Annotated in this window: 18 protein-coding genes; 6 read left to right on the top strand and 12 right to left on the bottom strand. The window is 66.4% G+C overall.

The window, feature by feature from the left end; all coding sequences use genetic code 11:
* Nucleotides 1-202: 202 nt before the first annotated feature.
* The 3 genes from TSO5_RS16280 to TSO5_RS16270 all read right to left on the bottom strand — a co-directional run bounded on the left by TSO5_RS16280 (nucleotide 203) and on the right by TSO5_RS16270 (nucleotide 1,442).
* On the bottom strand, nucleotides 203-433 hold the full coding sequence (locus TSO5_RS16280) for a hypothetical protein (RefSeq protein WP_146203763.1): 231 nt from the start codon (nucleotides 431-433) through the stop codon (nucleotides 203-205).
* A gap of 137 nt (nucleotides 434-570) precedes the next feature.
* Nucleotides 571-981: a hypothetical protein gene (locus tag TSO5_RS16275; RefSeq protein ID WP_109152524.1), complete on the bottom strand. Its 411-nt coding sequence runs from the start codon at nucleotides 979-981 to the stop codon at nucleotides 571-573.
* Nucleotides 982-1,091: 110 nt separating this feature from the next.
* On the bottom strand, nucleotides 1,092-1,442 hold the full coding sequence (locus TSO5_RS16270) for a hypothetical protein (RefSeq protein ID WP_109152523.1): 351 nt from the start codon (nucleotides 1,440-1,442) through the stop codon (nucleotides 1,092-1,094).
* Nucleotides 1,443-1,651: 209 nt separating this feature from the next.
* Here TSO5_RS16270 and TSO5_RS16265 point away from each other — a divergent pair, with 209 nt between their 5' ends.
* On the top strand, nucleotides 1,652-1,870 hold the full coding sequence (locus TSO5_RS16265) for a hypothetical protein (RefSeq protein WP_109152522.1): 219 nt from the start codon (nucleotides 1,652-1,654) through the stop codon (nucleotides 1,868-1,870).
* Nucleotides 1,871-1,923: 53 nt separating this feature from the next.
* On the opposite strand, the gene TSO5_RS16260 is transcribed toward TSO5_RS16265, so the two are convergent.
* Nucleotides 1,924-2,187 carry a hypothetical protein gene (locus tag TSO5_RS16260; RefSeq protein ID WP_109152521.1) on the bottom strand — a complete coding sequence of 88 codons (264 nt, stop codon included), beginning with the start codon at nucleotides 2,185-2,187 and terminating at the stop codon, nucleotides 1,924-1,926.
* 324 nt (nucleotides 2,188-2,511) lie between these two features.
* A complete protein-coding gene (locus TSO5_RS16255) occupies nucleotides 2,512-2,820 on the bottom strand; it encodes a hypothetical protein (protein WP_109152520.1) in 309 nt (102 codons plus the stop codon).
* A 172-nt stretch (nucleotides 2,821-2,992) separates the two neighbouring features.
* On the opposite strand from TSO5_RS16255, the gene TSO5_RS16250 reads away from it, so the two are divergent.
* Nucleotides 2,993-3,694: a hypothetical protein gene (locus tag TSO5_RS16250; RefSeq protein WP_109152519.1), complete on the top strand. Its 702-nt coding sequence runs from the start codon at nucleotides 2,993-2,995 to the stop codon at nucleotides 3,692-3,694.
* Nucleotides 3,695-3,697: 3 nt separating this feature from the next.
* Here the strand turns inward: TSO5_RS16250 and TSO5_RS16245 are convergent, their stop codons facing one another.
* The 7 genes from TSO5_RS16245 to repC all read right to left on the bottom strand — a co-directional run bounded on the left by TSO5_RS16245 (nucleotide 3,698) and on the right by repC (nucleotide 10,022).
* Nucleotides 3,698-4,561 carry a hypothetical protein gene (locus TSO5_RS16245; protein ID WP_109152518.1) on the bottom strand — a complete coding sequence of 288 codons (864 nt, stop codon included), beginning with the start codon at nucleotides 4,559-4,561 and terminating at the stop codon, nucleotides 3,698-3,700.
* Complete coding sequence (locus tag TSO5_RS16240) at nucleotides 4,558-4,854, bottom strand: hypothetical protein (protein ID WP_109152517.1); 297 nt, start codon at nucleotides 4,852-4,854, stop codon at nucleotides 4,558-4,560. Before TSO5_RS16240 ends, TSO5_RS16245 begins: the two co-directional genes overlap by 4 nt.
* A gap of 163 nt (nucleotides 4,855-5,017) precedes the next feature.
* On the bottom strand, nucleotides 5,018-5,869 hold the full coding sequence (locus tag TSO5_RS16235) for a sigma factor-like helix-turn-helix DNA-binding protein (protein ID WP_109152516.1): 852 nt from the start codon (nucleotides 5,867-5,869) through the stop codon (nucleotides 5,018-5,020).
* A 231-nt stretch (nucleotides 5,870-6,100) separates the two neighbouring features.
* Nucleotides 6,101-6,556: a hypothetical protein gene (locus tag TSO5_RS16230; protein WP_109152515.1), complete on the bottom strand. Its 456-nt coding sequence runs from the start codon at nucleotides 6,554-6,556 to the stop codon at nucleotides 6,101-6,103.
* Nucleotides 6,557-6,713: 157 nt separating this feature from the next.
* The gene (locus TSO5_RS16225) at nucleotides 6,714-7,910 is read right to left on the bottom strand and encodes an ImmA/IrrE family metallo-endopeptidase (protein WP_158282433.1); all 1,197 of its coding nucleotides are present in this window, start codon (nucleotides 7,908-7,910) and stop codon (nucleotides 6,714-6,716) included.
* 67 nt (nucleotides 7,911-7,977) lie between these two features.
* Nucleotides 7,978-9,114, bottom strand: coding sequence for a hypothetical protein (locus TSO5_RS32730; RefSeq protein WP_158282432.1), 1,137 nt, complete (start codon nucleotides 9,112-9,114; stop codon nucleotides 7,978-7,980).
* Nucleotides 9,111-10,022 carry a replication protein C, IncQ-type gene (repC, locus tag TSO5_RS16215; protein WP_158282431.1) on the bottom strand — a complete coding sequence of 304 codons (912 nt, stop codon included), beginning with the start codon at nucleotides 10,020-10,022 and terminating at the stop codon, nucleotides 9,111-9,113. Before repC ends, TSO5_RS32730 begins: the two co-directional genes overlap by 4 nt.
* A gap of 820 nt (nucleotides 10,023-10,842) precedes the next feature.
* Between repC and TSO5_RS16210 the strand changes: the two genes are divergently transcribed.
* The 4 genes from TSO5_RS16210 (at nucleotide 10,843) to TSO5_RS16195 (ending at nucleotide 14,493) form a co-directional block, all read left to right on the top strand.
* The gene (locus TSO5_RS16210; RefSeq protein ID WP_109152511.1) at nucleotides 10,843-12,042 is read left to right on the top strand and encodes a GIY-YIG nuclease family protein; all 1,200 of its coding nucleotides are present in this window, start codon (nucleotides 10,843-10,845) and stop codon (nucleotides 12,040-12,042) included.
* Nucleotides 12,043-12,101: 59 nt separating this feature from the next.
* A complete protein-coding gene (locus TSO5_RS16205) occupies nucleotides 12,102-13,148 on the top strand; it encodes a hypothetical protein (RefSeq protein WP_109152510.1) in 1,047 nt (348 codons plus the stop codon).
* A 4-nt stretch (nucleotides 13,149-13,152) separates the two neighbouring features.
* A complete protein-coding gene (locus TSO5_RS16200; protein WP_109152509.1) occupies nucleotides 13,153-13,668 on the top strand; it encodes a hypothetical protein in 516 nt (171 codons plus the stop codon).
* Between the two features lie 231 nt (nucleotides 13,669-13,899).
* Entirely contained in the window at nucleotides 13,900-14,493 is a 594-nt protein-coding gene (locus tag TSO5_RS16195) for a hypothetical protein (protein WP_109152508.1), read from the top strand.
* Nucleotides 14,494-14,506: the final 13 nt, after the last annotated feature.

Here is a 14,506-nt window from a genome sequence, read left to right as displayed (position 1 = left end):
TAGCAGTTACTATGGCACATCTTGCAGAGGTCTGGCCATTGTCGCCGCGCCTTCCGGGGAGAGCCGATCCGTCGGGGGTGAGGACACACTTCGCCCGGGATAGTGTGGCATTCAGCGTCTCACTATGTCGGATGTCGCTGTAGCGGGCAGGGATGGCATAGCCTTGGGCGGACAGCGTTCGCCCCACCCCGGAGGGAGGCAGCTACGCTTGACGGGCCTCGCGGACGGAATCGAGCAATGTCGCGATCCCCGCCGCGGCGTGCATGCCCCGGACCTGGACTCCGTGGCCTTCGAGGTCTGAGCCGGCCGGCACCGTCGATGCCGCGAAGCCGTCCATGCGATCAATGTCGTCCCACTGGGTGGCGACAGTTCCGTCTTTGTTCATGGAGAGGGTCAGCACGCGGCTCCGGCTGGAGCCGGTCTCAGCGTCCACCACCCACCTGATCCGTCCGTCCTTCGCGCACACGACCGCCCAACCCGCATTCGACATTGCATCCTCCCCGCCGATTCCTGTCACTGCGTTCCGCATACGGCCGTCGCTTGCATAACACAAGCCGGCAAAAAATCGGATCACGCAGCCGACGGAACGCCGGAGAGGGGAGTGGTGATCTTAGGAACGGGAAAGCCGATCGTCGGGGGGCAGTCGCTCACCCACTCGGCCTCGCTCAGCAGGCGGCGTCGGCTGTACGCCTGCTTTATCGTCCATCCCTCGTCCACGATCATGACGTGAACCGCGAACTGGCGCCGCCGCCCGCCGTAGAGCCGCTCAAGGTCGCCGAACAGCCGCTCGGCGAACCCGGTCGCGTCCCTTCCGCCCACCGGCGTCCGCGGGAACCGCATGCCCTCGACAAGCCGCGGCTGGACGTAGCTGCGGCTGCGGTCGTCGTGGATCATGTCGTCGATGAGCCCGACGACGGCGATCTCGCCGGTCGGCACGATGTAGCCCTTCCCGATTATCGGGTATCCGCAGATGATGCTCATGCTAGCGCCTCCTCATTAGTGTTGACATGCAAATAGATAATCTCTTTCTGCTAACACGTGATGGGAGGTGGCGCAAGGAATCCCGCAGGCGAGCTGCTGGTCGCCGAGGGTCATTTCCGCCGCACGGGGAGGCCGGGATCGAGGTGGACACCGTGGAAGTGCAGGGCGTGCGCGGCGCACTTGCGGGCGGCGTCCATCCATTTCGGCCCGGTCGTCCAGTCGGGGGCGACCTCGGCGGGGAGGGGGGAACGGCAGTCCTCGTGGAAGGCGTCGGCCTGTGCCCTGATCTCCGCCTCCGCGACCCGCCAGGCCGTGTCCGTGTCGGACAGGTCGAGCAGCCGCGGGTCGAAGCGACCGGAGACAACAAGCTCGGAGAACATGGAGAAATCGCCATCGACGACGAGTGCGTCCATTGCTTCCCGGGTGGCGGTCTGGTTCTTGAAATCGGTGTCTGTCGTCATCGTGATCGGCTCCTGTGATTGATGGCACAGCCCCGAAGGCTCGGCCTGCGAGGCATGATTGGGGAACTGGACTCGGCGGATTCCGCCTCCGTCCCGGGCAGGCGTCGAACGACGCCATTTGCGGGGATTCCGCTTTTTCGTAGGAACGGAGCCGGGCTACTGTGGCGTCCGTCCGCCATCGTCTAAAAACCATCTCCGATCGAGAAGTCATGACCGACCTGAGCCATCTCTTCCGCAACGCCGTACCCGCGCCCGATTTCGAGAAGGCGGGGAACGTCTGGGAGCCCGACTTCCACTTCACCGGCTCGCAAGAGGACATCCGGCAGCAGTGCATCGAGAAGGTGCCAGACCCCGGCGTCGTGGTCGCCTACTGGTTCTACAGCCCGCTCCCGGGCGGGTTCAGCCTGGAGCTCCAGGTCCGCCGCTGATCCCACATCCGATCCGCTTTTGCTGTGTGCCCTGCGGTGCGCAGCAGAAGGGGTCAATGGACGAAGGCCGCCGCAGCCCTGCGGGCCGTCATCTCCCTGGCCTGCACGATCGCCTTGCGCAGGTCGGAGACCGAATTCTTCACCGAGCGGTAGTCGCTGGCCGTCTTCGGGAACGGGTATGTAAACCAGCTTCCCGCAACATTGTAGCGTATCCGCGGATGCTTCTTTGTCTCCTCGAACTCCCACTCGGTTATTCCGGCTCCAGCTAGAACCGGGGCCAACGTCTTCACATACTCTTTCATCTCTTTGGTAGCCATTGGAACCTCCCGTGTTTCTTTATTATATGCATAACACGGTAGGTTAATTATGTCAAGTTGAGACAAGCAGGAGGCAATAGAGAGGAAAGCCAACGGAGAGAACGCCATGTAAACAAAATGTGGTCATCTTTTAATTTATTTTGTGAATATTGGATTGGCCGTGTAGGAGGAAGGGAGCTATTCGATGTCTCCTCGGGACCTTGGGCCAGATCCTGCCGACACGCCCATCCGGGTTGAGTAATGGCGTTCCCGCCCATCGCCCGATGCGGACACGGACGGAGACGTCATTTGGGAAGACCCGGGGAACCTGCGAAGCCCTTCGGGTCAGGCGGCCAGCAGTCCGACGAAGCCGAGGGCCCTGCCGAGAAGGCCGACCCTGGCCGGCGGGGCTGCGGGGCGGGTGGCCCGCGAAGGCAGGGCCTTCTTGTGTCCGCTGCGGGCGAGCGTGCGGTACGTCGCGAACCCGACGTACTCCTCCAGCGAGACCTCGACGCCAGTGTTGGCCTCGGCCTCGCGACGGTAGTCTCGGCGGGCCTCCTCGCGGGTGCCGCGCGGCTCGCCGTAAAGGCGTCCGACGCGGACAACCCAATGCCGCCCTTCGAATTCGGTGTCTATCGCGGTGTCCGTCTGCATCGTCGTCTCCTGGTTCGCCGCCTCGGAAGGCGGACTGTCACGGTCACCAAATGCATAACACGAATCGTGTGTTATGTCAAGTTGAGGACGGAGCCGCCGGACGGGCGAGCGAAAATGCCGGAGATCCGCTCCGCTTTCCGGTCTATGATCCTTTGGTTGTGAGGAGGAACCGATGGCGGACAACGTGCGTGAGGCAGTCCAGCGCGTCTACGACGCGACGTGGAAGCTGGCGGAAGAGAACCACCGTGAGCCGCTGTTCTACCCGGACGCGACCCGTCCGAAGCCGGGGTTCGCAATCCTTTACACGCCGCTGCCGCCGTCGGGGCGGGTGGACCTGCTCATCTGCGGGCAGAACCCGAGCAACTTCAGTGGGGACGGGGACTGGTCCGACGAGACGAACAGGACGATGCTGTCGGGGACCATCCCCGAGGTGAACTCGTACGTCGAGCACCAGCACGTCTTCGCCCGCGTCCTCCAAGGATGTTTCTCCGCGCTCGACATGATGCCGACCCTCGCCGGGGCGACGGGGATGAACGTCTGGCATCTACAGACGAAGGGCAGGCACGAAACCATCCCGCCGCACCTCACCGAGGCGTTCGAGAAGAACTCGATGAGGATCGTGATGGCGCTCCGCCCGAAGGTCATCCTGGCCGTCGGCATGGTCGCCTTCGACGCGATCCGCGGAGGCGTGCCGGAGAAGAACACGTTGCGGCACGCCTACTCGACGGGCAGGAAGGAACGCTACTACTCCGAGACCCAGCGCGGCGCCACCAGGGTCTTCGGCGTCGGGCACGTCACCGGCAGCAGCGTCCCGGACGACGTGATCAGCGAGGGCATGCTGCGTGCCCTGACCGGCATCCGGGAGCTGCTCTGACGATCAGAACCGCTCCGCCTCCTGGAGCATGGTGTGGACGCGCTGGCGGGAGACACCGATCGCCTTCCCGATGCTCGCCAGCGTCCACCCTTCGCCGCGCAAGCGGCATGCCGTGGCCTTGGTTTCATCCTTGACCCTGCGGCCGTCGGGAACGACTTCAGCAGGGATGTGCCCGTCTCGCAAAGCTTTTGCCAAAGCTACCCGGACGCGGACGTAGGGCAGGGCGAGCCGGTCAGCGACCTCGCGGATGGATTTGGCCCCCTCCAGCGCCGGGGCGATCATCTGCGGGGAAATCGGCACCGGCCGATGGCGGGCACGGTCGAGTCGGCGGCAACGCTTTTTGCTCTTCCGACCACCCCCGCGCCGAGCCTTGCGGACATCGGGAACGCTGTCTTTGGAAACATGGCCGTCCTCGACCGCAAGCCGCACATATTTTCGGGCCGTCCCGCAGGACGTTCCAAGGCGCAGGGCGACCTCTTTCATTGACCGGGCATCTTCGAGGGCACGGACGATGTCTTCGGGGGAGATGCTGGCCCGCGGGCGGCCGCGGACTTGCGGATAGGGGATGGTGCTTGCCTGTGGTGTCAGACTGCTGGCCTGTGGCATCAGACCTTCGGCGGCCGCCTGCTTGACCAGCGCGGCGATCGTGTGCAGAGGCAGTCCGAGCTTGTCCGCGGACTTGTGCAGAGCTTCCTTCGCCCTCGCCGTCGCACCCACCGCCCCCAGCCAATCCATCTGCTCGGGGATGCAGATCGCAATTTCGTGCAGATACCTCATAGCCTCGGCCATGTCCTCCATCGCTTTCACCAGATCAGGCGGAGCCGGAATCATGATCGAGCCGTTCTCAAGCACTGCGACCGCATTCATCGGGCGTTCCCCCCGAAGATGCGGACGAGCTTCTCAGCGGGGGCACCGGGCTTTTTGAGCACGCGGCCCTGCGGGGTGAGCAGGATACGGCCCTGCGGCGGCTTCTTCTCGGGGATCAAGCCCTCGGCTGCGGCCTGCTTGATGAGCGCCGTGGCTGTTCGAAGGGGCAGGCCGAGCTTGGCCGCCGCCTGGTGCAGCGTCCTCGTCGCGAATGCTGCGGCGGCCGCCGCTTCCAGCAGCTCCAGCGAGGGATCGGCTGCGGCGATGCCGTTACCGGTGAAAATACCGTCCATTGACGTCTCCCGATGCGGTTTCCGGAAACCCCGCCGACAGGGCAGGGAAAGCCGCATCGTTCCAGGAGTCCGCCGGTCCCCCGTCCCGGGCAGGCGTCATGGCTCCCGGCTTCGCAGGGGAGCATCGCAGAGACCGCTCCGTGTTCCTGCGCCGCCCTTCGGGTCAGGGCCTCGGGCGGCGGACGGTGCTGGCCAGCCCGAGACGCTTGAAGAGCTTGCTGACCTGCGGCTGCACGATTCCGAGCCTGCGCCCGATCTCAGCCTGCGTGAGTCCTTCCGCGTGCAGCTTCGCTACCTCCTCGTCGCGTCCGGGCTTGGGTCGTGATCCCACCCGGAAGCGGAAGCCGAAACGTCCCGCCAGGGCGGCGGACAGATCGGTCGGGTTAACGCGGAGGCGCCGGGAGATTTCCGCGAGCGTCTCGCCGCTCCGGGCGAGCTCGTGGGCCTCGTCGAGAACGGCTGAGATACGGTAGGGGATTTTGACCGCCCCCGGCTTGGCGGGGAGGCGGCCATCCTTGCCGAAGGATTTCAGAATCTGACGGACGCGCTCGCCTGAGAGCCCGACCTGATCGCCGATCTCGCGATACGGCAGCCCCTGCTCGCGCAGCGCGACAATGGTCTTCGTGGGCGGAGGCTTGCGGACGACCGGCGGCGTGGCGGGCCGGGGCTTCTTCCGGCGGGATTGCCGACCGTCGGGGACCGCCGACGCCGGGATGATCCCGTCCCGCACGGCGAGACGGAGGTTCGACCGTGCCCACGCATACGACAGGCCGAGGCGGCCGGCGACTTCGCGGACGGAGCGGGCTCCGTCGATGGCAAGCAGAAGGGCCTCCGGCTCGACGCGTGCCACCCGGTTGATTTTGCGGGGCAGGACACCCGAGGGGATGAGCCCTTCGGCCGCGGCCCGCCGGAGCAGGGTCGAAGCCAGCCTCAGCGGCACGCCCAGCCGGATTGCGACCGTCTGGACGCACCTCGCGCCGGCGGCGGCCTCCGCGGTGCGCTTCAGGGCACACACGGGGAGAGCCTCGGCGTCGGAAAAATTGCAGCGTGCCGTGTGTCATCGCAGAGCCTGCGGCACCGCGTGCCGATGGCATGCCTTGCACGGCTGAGCCGCCCAAGGCTCTGTCGATGCCCCGCAGGTTCCCTGCGAAGCTGGGAGCCATCGCAGAGGCAGACGCCACTGAATCGGCGGAGCCGATTCTATCCAATGCGTGTGCCATCGGGTGAGACCCGAAGCCCGTTCGGTTCATCTCGCACCCCCGCGTTCGGCTTCGACCACGATCTTCGACACGAGGGCCGGCGAGACGCCGAGTTCGGCGGCGATGTCGCGCTGGAACATGCCCATCCGCACCAATGAGAGGACCTCACCCCGGATGCGGGAGCGGAGGCTCCCGGAGCGGTCGAACCGGAAGCCGAACCGCCGCAGCAGGACATTCCGCAGCCACGTCTCCCGGACCCCGAACTCGGCGGCGAGCTCGCCGGAGTCCGCGCCCGCCTTCGCCTTCGCCAAGGCTTCATCAAGTCCGCCGGGGCGGGCCAGCCCTTCCGTCCGTCCGGTGATGCCGGCACGCCGCAAATGGAAGTAGACGGCCTCGCGCGACACCCCCATGGCCTTCGCTATCGAGGCCACGGACTGGCCTCTCCTCCGGCACTCGACGACATACATCGGCGTGCCGAACACCTCCGCATTCCGTTCCGCCATCCTGCCCCTCCTCCGCACGCCGAACGCCGCTGTGGCGATGGCCTGTTCTTGTCTCATGAATGCATAACACTTTGCGGCGTTATTGTCAAATAGTGGCCGGCATGTGATGCTGCAAAGAAGACGGTCAAGAGGTGGCATGCCAACGGCACGCGGTGCCTCAGGCTCTGCGATGACAACTCCTGACGGACAGCGTGCTTCTTTCGCCGCGGAGGGGGACGACGTTGCCGCCCGCAATCCAGCCGCCCGGCAGCCCGCACAGGGCTTCGACGTCGCCGGACGAAAGCCCGGTCGCCTCGACGATTTCCCGCCTGCCGACCCCGCCTTCCGTGACGGCCAGCTCGACGGCGGACGCGAGCAAGCCGGGTCTTTCCTGCTGAAGCTCGTCGCCGATCGGCTCGCGGGGCAGCCATGCCCCGCAGGTTCCCTGCGAAGCTGGGAGCCAAGCCTTCGTGTTGACCCGTTTCACCCAATACGCCCTCCCGTTCCGGTCGAGCAGGCCGAGGTCGCGCATCCTATCGATCATGGCGAGCAGGGGCACCTTCCAGCGCCGCTGCAAGGCGGGGAGGTCGCCTGGGGTGCTCGTCTCCGCCTCGGCGCCGAACGACGCGGCCGGCAGCAGGAAGGCGCGGGCGAAGGCGTCGGCCTCGCCCTCCAACTTGCTCCACGCGGGCGACGGACGGAACTGGTAGTCGCGGTCGTAGCGGCAGGCGGAAACCGCCGCATCGAACTCGCCCGCGGTGACGTGCCTGTGAAGCACGATGTGCCCCAGCTCGTGCGCGGCGTTGAACCGCAGGCGGACCGGGGAGACGCCATCCGTCTTCAAGACGGCGAGGGGGCCGGCGGCGTCGAGGCGGGTGCTGCCCACCAGGTCTCCTCGCCCGGCGGTCCCCGTTCCGACGACTACGCCGAGCCGCTCCAAGGCGGCCATCACGTTCGACACCGGGCCAAGGCCGAGGCCGAGGGCGTCCCGCACCGCCGTGGCCCCCTCCTCCGGCTCAGAGGCGACCGGAACGGCCGGTTCGGGGAACTCGATCCAACGGCCGAGCGCCTCGTGGACGTCGCCCAGCCACAGCAGCAGGGACTCCATCTCCGACAAACAGCGCTCCCCCATCTGCGGAGCCGCCCGGTGGAAACAGTGCGGCCCGTCGCCGCGGCGTTCGCGGACGAGGAACGCCGGGGGCACGGCCAGCAGGACGGACAGCCGCAGGAGCTGCGCGGCGTCGGGACGAGCCGTGCCGTCCAGCCATCCCTGCACGAGGCCGGTGGAGACGCCGATCTGCCCGGCCAAGTCGTTGACGCGGGCCTGCCGGACGGACACAGCCTCTTTCAGGCGGGCGGGGACGAGCACGCTCATGCTGAGGCCCTCCTGGAGACGGCCATCGCCTCGGTCACGAGGAGGTCGCCTTCGAAGGGGGACACGGTCATGACGCGCCTCCGCTGCGGGAGGTGGAGATGCCGTTCGTCCGCAGGACACGCAGGACGTACCCGACCGACGCCCTGGAAATTCCGAGAGCCGAAGCGATTTCACGGGCCCGCCTGCCCGCCTGTGCCATGCCAAGAATGCGGGCATGGTCGAACTTGAAGCGGGGCTGGGGAACCCCGTTCTTGTGCAGAATGGCGCCAACCACCCTTGGGTTGATCCCCAGCTCCGTTCCGATCTGCGGCGCACGCATACCCGCCTGTGCCATCTTGAGAATGCGGGCATGGTCGTGCTTTGTCTTCTGGTCGGGCTTCAGCCCATGCCTGCGGAGAATCCGCCTCGCGTTGTCAGCCGTGACACCGAACCGCTCAGCGACCCCTGCGACGGTGCTTCCGGAGCGGAACGCCGCAGCGATCTCAGCGTCCCGATTCCGCAATCGACGCCGAGGGGCAATTCCGTTCTCCGTGAGGATCTGCTGCACGCGCTGGTATGTAAGGCCGAGATCGGAGGCGATGGCGGGCATGCTGACGCCTTCCGCGTACATCGCCAGGATGGATGCGTCCCGCACCGAGATGTCGTTCCTGACGCTGCCCTCGACCTCGGGGTTGGGCTTCAGTCCGCGGTTCCAGAGAATAATGCGCACGCGCTGGCGGGACAGCGAAACCCGCTCGGCGATCACCGACGGGGCCGCTCCTATCTCGTGCAGAGCGGTAATCGTCGCGTCGCGCAAGATGTTCGGATCGGGTATAGTGAGGCAGGTCTTGGAATTCGTCGGCCAGGGCTTTAACCCGAACCTCTTCAGAGTCCGGCGAACCGCTTCCTGGGGAAGACCGATCTGCTCGGCGATCACCGGAGCGGCGAACCGCGCCCGGTGAAAAGCGACGATGACCGCATCGCTTTCGGAAATCTGTTCAGCCCCCTTGTTGGGCTTCAAGCCCTGGCTGCGGAGGATGTTGCGGATCTGTGTCGGGGTGAGGCCGAAGCACTCGGAAAGCTGCGGGAGGGCGGCTCCCTCACGGCACATCTCCGCGATCCTCTTGTTCCGTTCCGCCTTCCGACGGTTGACCCGGTACTTGCGACCAGGGAGGAGGAGGGGCGGGCCGATGTCCGTCATCGAGTGTGCGTGTTCCTGCATCATGCGTCTCCTCCCTCCCCGGCGGGGACATCCTCGGACTGGTCGGCGAACCGGTTGCGGTGCCTGGTGACCAGGAAGCGGGCGTCGTTCCGTCCGCTGTCCATCTCGATCTCCCACCCGTCCAGGGCGGCGATCTGCTCCAGCGCCTTGCAGAGGCCCTCGCGGCGGCGGAACTTGGCCTTCCGGTCCTCCGGCGGGTCCCGGTAGACCTGCGCCAGCAGCGTGTCGGGATAGAAGGGGCGGGCCTTCTCGCCCTGCCAGACGACGACCGACAGGTAGCGGTGGAGCAACCTCGCCATCTCGCCTTTGAGACGGGACCGCTCGGCCATGTCGATGCTGACGAAGCGGGCGATCTGGGGCACGGCATCGGTGTAGAAGATGCGCGAGAGCCGCTCGCTCAGCCAGATGCGGAGCCGGCCGCCAGCCTCGACCTCGAAATTGAAAAGCTCGGTGCCGCCGCCGCGTTCCTCGGAGCCGCCGCGGTAGACGTAGCGAATCTGAAAAAGGTCTTCGAGGACCTCCGGCAGCGACTTGTAGTTCGGCCCGGTGATCGCGAGGCCGGACGCCTCAAGGAGGGCGTAGGCCGTCGTGCTGATGACGATTCGGTCGTCGCGGCGCCCCGACGCGGACCGCTCGTCGCTCCGGCTGACGGTCGCCAGCGGCACGACCCTCGGGCTGAACTCCCGCCGGGCCGGGGGGATGCGGCCCGCCAGCACGAGGCATCCCAGGAGCACGCTCTCGTGCATCTCGCTGAGCCAGACCGGATAGCTGAGACGGATCTCGACGTTGCCCTCGTCGAACCGCGTGTCGTTGTGCACGGGCAGCCAGTCGGTGCGCTCGAAGCGGCCCTCGTTGCGGTCCCACGCCTCGGCGGCCTTCCTACCCCTCGGCTGCACCGTGAAGATCGGCATCCCCGCTATCGTCGGGTCGTGCCTCGCGACGTGACCCGAAGGGCTTCGGGTCTCCCGATGTGCCGCAGGTTCCGCCTGCCGTGCCCCGCCCCTCTTCCCCTTCACCATCTCCCCCTCCGTCACGCATTGGAATCCGTCCGAACCGGTCGTCTTTTCAGTCATGCTCTGTATTGCATGCAAACACATAAGGCAGAGCCAGTGCGGGAATCACTTCGATGATCAACGGCTAACATGAGTCAAGCATTCTGTCAAGTTGCATGCAAACACATAAGCCGTTGGGCTGAAGGTGGATGGCTGTCGAACTTGCCGGCTGCGGAGGATGCCGTCCTGCCGGCGGCGCACCCATACTACTGTTCAAAATGGGACGCACTACTGTTCAAAATAGGACGGGGGGTCCGCGAGACCGTTGCGGGAGAAGGCTTTCGGGGTTATTCCGCCAGCCCCCTATATATTCTCCTATTTTTAAGAGGGACTGATTTCAGCAGCGTCAGCGTGACGGACTCCCGCAGGGGCGGTGGAGGGTAGTTTCTGTTCTGTCTTTTATGGGAAAGGCCCCTTCCCTCAACTGGCTCCTGAAGACAGGACAGGAGGGAGAGGGTGTGGAGCCGGACGGAGCGGGTTGTGGGGGCCGCTCTTTATCCCGGACGGGTGTTGAGGGCAGACGGGTGGGATGGTCTGAAGGTCGGACGGGCCTTGGCTGCGGACAGGCGGACCCCGGGATAAAGAGGAGACCGGCGCCGGCCTCGGCAAATCCGCCGAATGCGAAACCGCCGGCGGCTGCGTTATTCTTCAGTGGGCAGAGACTACGCGAGCCGCCTTCATGAGGCCGAGCACACACAAGAGGGACGAAGGCTTCCCCGAAATCGAGGTGAGCCTCTACTGCGTCACGAACACCGTCAACGGCAAGCGGTACATCGGGATCACCTACATTCCGCTTGAGAAACGCTGGAAGCAGCATCTGTACGAGGCGTTCGGGCTGGAATCCCAGCGTGCCCTCTACTGCGCCATCCGGAAATACGGGGCCGAGAGCTTCACCGTCGAGCTCTTGGAACTCCTGAACGACTGGGGCGAGGCTGGGGAAAGGGAGAAACACTACATCCGGCTGTTCGACACGATGTGCAACGGCGGACATGGATACAACATGACCGCGGGGGCCGATGGCGTGCTCGGCGTGCCGCCCCCGCCGGAGGCCGTCGAGCGGGCGAAGGAGTCCATCCGGCGCCGCGCTGACGAAAGGGCGGAACGGCTCCGCCCGTCCGTCGAGGAATTGATGGCGGACGGATTCCTGAACTTCCGCGAGTTCGCGGGCAGGATGAACCGCGCGGGCATCCCGACGCTCAAGGGCGGGGCACGGTGGGGCATCGGCAACGTGAAGGCAGTCCTGGAGCGGCTCGGGTACGACATGCCGCTGCTCGAACGGAAGGCCTTGGAGGACAAGGTGCACGCCCGCAACGTCGCGGCGATGCGCCAGGCGGCGGACGAACGCCTGGCCCTGATCAAAGACCAGTTCGACGCCATCATGGCGACCGGCCCGGACTCCCTCCACGAACTGGTACGCCGCTTGAACGCCGCCGGGGTTCCGACGCCGAAAGACCGTGCGTGGGTGCGCTCGACGGCGAAGTCGGCGGCGACAAGGTTGGGCTACGACGTCGAGGACCTGATCCGGCAGGGGCGGGAAAAGATGCTCGCCGCCCGCCCCGTGGTCGTGAACCATGTCCTCTACCCCTCGCTGAAGAAGGCGGAGGAGATGACCGGCGACAAGCACATCATCCGGTCGATCAACGCGGGGCGGCGGGGGTTCTACTACGCGGACGAGGGCCAGCGGACGAAGCCCCCGCGAAAGGTCCGTCGCCCCCCGGTGCCAGTGTCGGTGCAGGGGACGGTGTACGAGCATGCGGCGGACGCGGGGCGGGCGCTGGGCGTGAAGCCGGACACCGTCACCAACCGCTGCCGTTCCGCCCGCTTCCCCGACCACTTCTTCTGCGACCGGGACGGCCGTCAGGTTCCCGAACCCGGCTGAGGCGTACTGCGACACAAATGAGGGTTGCGGGCGGGCGATCATATGCAGATGATCCCGGCATGAAACTGCCCGCCCCTCCGCCGCCCGCCCTGTCGGACCTCCCGCTCGTCCAGGCCCCCTCGAACCTGTCGAAGCCGAAGCAGCGGCGCGGCGACGGCGCCTGGTACGGATTCTCGAAGCAGACGATCCGCGACGCGCCGGGGAAGGACGCCCCGCTCGGAACCGAGGTCGTCGTCTCCCACCTTGAGCACGACGGACGGTGCTACCAGAACCCTTCTCCGAGGCCGGAAAGATGGGACGCCGTCGCCCGCCATCAGATCGCCGTCAGGGTGTGGTTCAGGGGCCAGCGCATCGCCAAGGCCCATTTCAAGCGCTATGCCGTCGGCGACAACTACGACATGACCTTCCCGACCATTTGGGCGTCGGGCAAGACCGACGTCGATGACGACTGGCAGCGCCGCGGCGTTGCGAAGACCATCTACGCCCACCTCAAGGGATACGATTTCAAGATCGCTCCGGCCCCCGTGCTGCTGTCCGAGGGGCGCAAGCTGTGGACGGGCGGTCTGGACCCGAACGTCAGCAAAGAGGATGTCCCGGGCCACGGCCGATTTGCGGTCCGCAAGCCGCCGCTCCCGCTCCCCCCGCCGCAGCACGACGGCCAGCTCGCGGAGCTGCTCGCCCGGTTCGAAGTGCCGACGACTCTGCGGGAGCGACTGAAGCCCCAGAAGAAACGCCGGGATTTCGTCGCCGGACAGGCGGGCGAGGTCTACGCTGTCCTGCGGGCCGCGCTGGCCGACACGTTCGCCGACCCCGACGAGGCCCTCGCCCTGCTGCTGAACGATTTCCGGGCTGATGAGGCGGTCGCGGAACTCCTCGCCAAGGAGCCGGCCCAGTTCGGGGAGCTCAAGAATCCTCCGCCCAGCGGATTCCGGGGCTGGTTTCGGCGGGCACCAGAGGGGCCGAAGGACATCCTCGTGTCCCTGAAGATGGCGAGGAAGACCTTCACCGAAACGCTGCTTGCGGACGACGAACGGCACCGCTGCACCTACGAAGACGACTGCAAGGCTTGGATCGGTCGGACGATCCGGGTTCCCACGGACGAGTGACGACATGCCGACGATCAAGCCGCTGGCGCGGTGGCTGTACAGGATGCTGAAGCCGACGGAACGTCAGACAATCCCGGTGCCTTGGTACGTCAGGCTGGGGCACAGGCTGATGCACGCCGTCGGCAGCGAGAACCCGTTGAAGAACAAGCTGGACTCCGCCGAGTCCCCTGACCTGTATTTCTACGACGTGCTGATGGCGGAGGAGTTGATCCGCCAGGGCGACATCGTGACGACGACGGCGACGGTGAAGACTGGGCCGTACGAACTGATGTGGGGGCTCACCGTCCGTGACGGTGTCGTCGAGCAGGACGAACTCTCCAACCTCGACCTCCTTTGGGTTCTGACCATGCCCGCTGAACGGGCCGCGGTGCCGCCGAAGATGTTCACGGACGACATGGGACAGCTACGCCTGCTCGACGGCTCCCACCGCATCGCCCGCGCCATTGCAGACGGAAAGTCCGCCATCCCCTTCGACATCATCGGTCCTGCGGATTCGATCAAGTTCCGCCGGCCGAAGTGAACTCCGAGGGAGGGGCACATTCCGTAATGCCGCCAGAAGCCGCTCAGGCGGCTCTGTGGAGGCTTAGACAGCATCGGGCGAGCGTGTGGCCGACTTCGACGCCGAACGCGTCCTGAAGGCCGTTTCCTCCGCTGCGGCGAGCATGCGTGCGCCGGGCGCGTGGCCTGCGTTTGTACCCCTTCCCGGATGGCCCTTGATGCGCGACCCTCGCATGGGCTGTGGGAGGCTTGCATGCGGGTTCGGGTTCATTCGAGGGCGGCGGTCGAGGACGGGGCGGCCGAGGGCGCCGACGGCGTGATCTCCGTCCGTCCGTCCGCGGCGACCGACCGGAGCGACCTCGACCTCGCCTGCTCCCAGGCGGTCCTGGGGGACCTATCCGCGATCCTGCCGCTCCGCTTCGACGACATCGGCGTATCGGCGTTCGGCCCCTACGTCGGGCCGACGATGGAGGACGTGGCCTCGGCGATTGAGTTTGCCCGTTCCGTCCGCCTGCGGGCCCCGGACGGGACGCTGGCCGTACACTGCGAGATCGGCGTCTCCCGCTCGGCGGCCCTGGCGCTGGCCGCCATTGCAGACGAGCTGGGGCCGGGCAGGGAAGGGGAGGCGGTCGCCCGGCTGCTACGGGACGACGCAGACGGACGGTTCCAGCCGAACTCGCTGATCGTCAGCCTCGCCGATGCCGCCCTGTTCCGGTACGGCGCGATCGACGCCGCGCTGGCCGAAGCCTGCCCCCGGTACGTGCGGTGGCGGCAGCACTGGCGGGAGGTCTCCCTCGATCCGGAGGCGCACTGGAGGCGGATCGGCAAGGTGAGGCGGAAAGGGTGATGCTCAAGTCTGC

Origin of the sequence: Azospirillum sp. TSO5, assembly GCF_003116065.1 — a bacterium.
Lineage (GTDB): Bacteria > Pseudomonadota > Alphaproteobacteria > Azospirillales > Azospirillaceae > Azospirillum.
Note: the sequence above shows the minus strand (reverse complement) of the source record. Positions and strands in the feature narration are given on the sequence as shown.

Coding starts and splice junctions, on each gene's coding strand:
- TSO5_RS16275 (WP_109152524.1), bottom strand. CDS start 981: ATGAGCATCATCTGCGGATACCCGATAATCGGGAAGGGCTACATCGTG.
- TSO5_RS16270 (WP_109152523.1), bottom strand. CDS start 1,442: ATGACGACAGACACCGATTTCAAGAACCAGACCGCCACCCGGGAAGCA.
- TSO5_RS16265 (WP_109152522.1), top strand. CDS start 1,652: ATGACCGACCTGAGCCATCTCTTCCGCAACGCCGTACCCGCGCCCGAT.
- TSO5_RS16260 (WP_109152521.1), bottom strand. CDS start 2,187: ATGGCTACCAAAGAGATGAAAGAGTATGTGAAGACGTTGGCCCCGGTT.
- TSO5_RS16255 (WP_109152520.1), bottom strand. CDS start 2,820: ATGCAGACGGACACCGCGATAGACACCGAATTCGAAGGGCGGCATTGG.
- TSO5_RS16250 (WP_109152519.1), top strand. CDS start 2,993: ATGGCGGACAACGTGCGTGAGGCAGTCCAGCGCGTCTACGACGCGACG.
- TSO5_RS16245 (WP_109152518.1), bottom strand. CDS start 4,561: ATGAATGCGGTCGCAGTGCTTGAGAACGGCTCGATCATGATTCCGGCT.
- TSO5_RS16240 (WP_109152517.1), bottom strand. CDS start 4,854: ATGGACGGTATTTTCACCGGTAACGGCATCGCCGCAGCCGATCCCTCG.
- TSO5_RS16230 (WP_109152515.1), bottom strand. CDS start 6,556: ATGGCGGAACGGAATGCGGAGGTGTTCGGCACGCCGATGTATGTCGTC.
- TSO5_RS16225 (WP_158282433.1), bottom strand. CDS start 7,910: ATGAGCGTGCTCGTCCCCGCCCGCCTGAAAGAGGCTGTGTCCGTCCGG.
- TSO5_RS32730 (WP_158282432.1), bottom strand. CDS start 9,114: ATGATGCAGGAACACGCACACTCGATGACGGACATCGGCCCGCCCCTC.
- repC (WP_158282431.1), bottom strand. CDS start 10,022: ATGCCGATCTTCACGGTGCAGCCGAGGGGTAGGAAGGCCGCCGAGGCG.
- TSO5_RS16210 (WP_109152511.1), top strand. CDS start 10,843: ATGAGGCCGAGCACACACAAGAGGGACGAAGGCTTCCCCGAAATCGAG.
- TSO5_RS16205 (WP_109152510.1), top strand. CDS start 12,102: ATGAAACTGCCCGCCCCTCCGCCGCCCGCCCTGTCGGACCTCCCGCTC.
- TSO5_RS16200 (WP_109152509.1), top strand. CDS start 13,153: ATGCCGACGATCAAGCCGCTGGCGCGGTGGCTGTACAGGATGCTGAAG.
- TSO5_RS16195 (WP_109152508.1), top strand. CDS start 13,900: ATGCGGGTTCGGGTTCATTCGAGGGCGGCGGTCGAGGACGGGGCGGCC.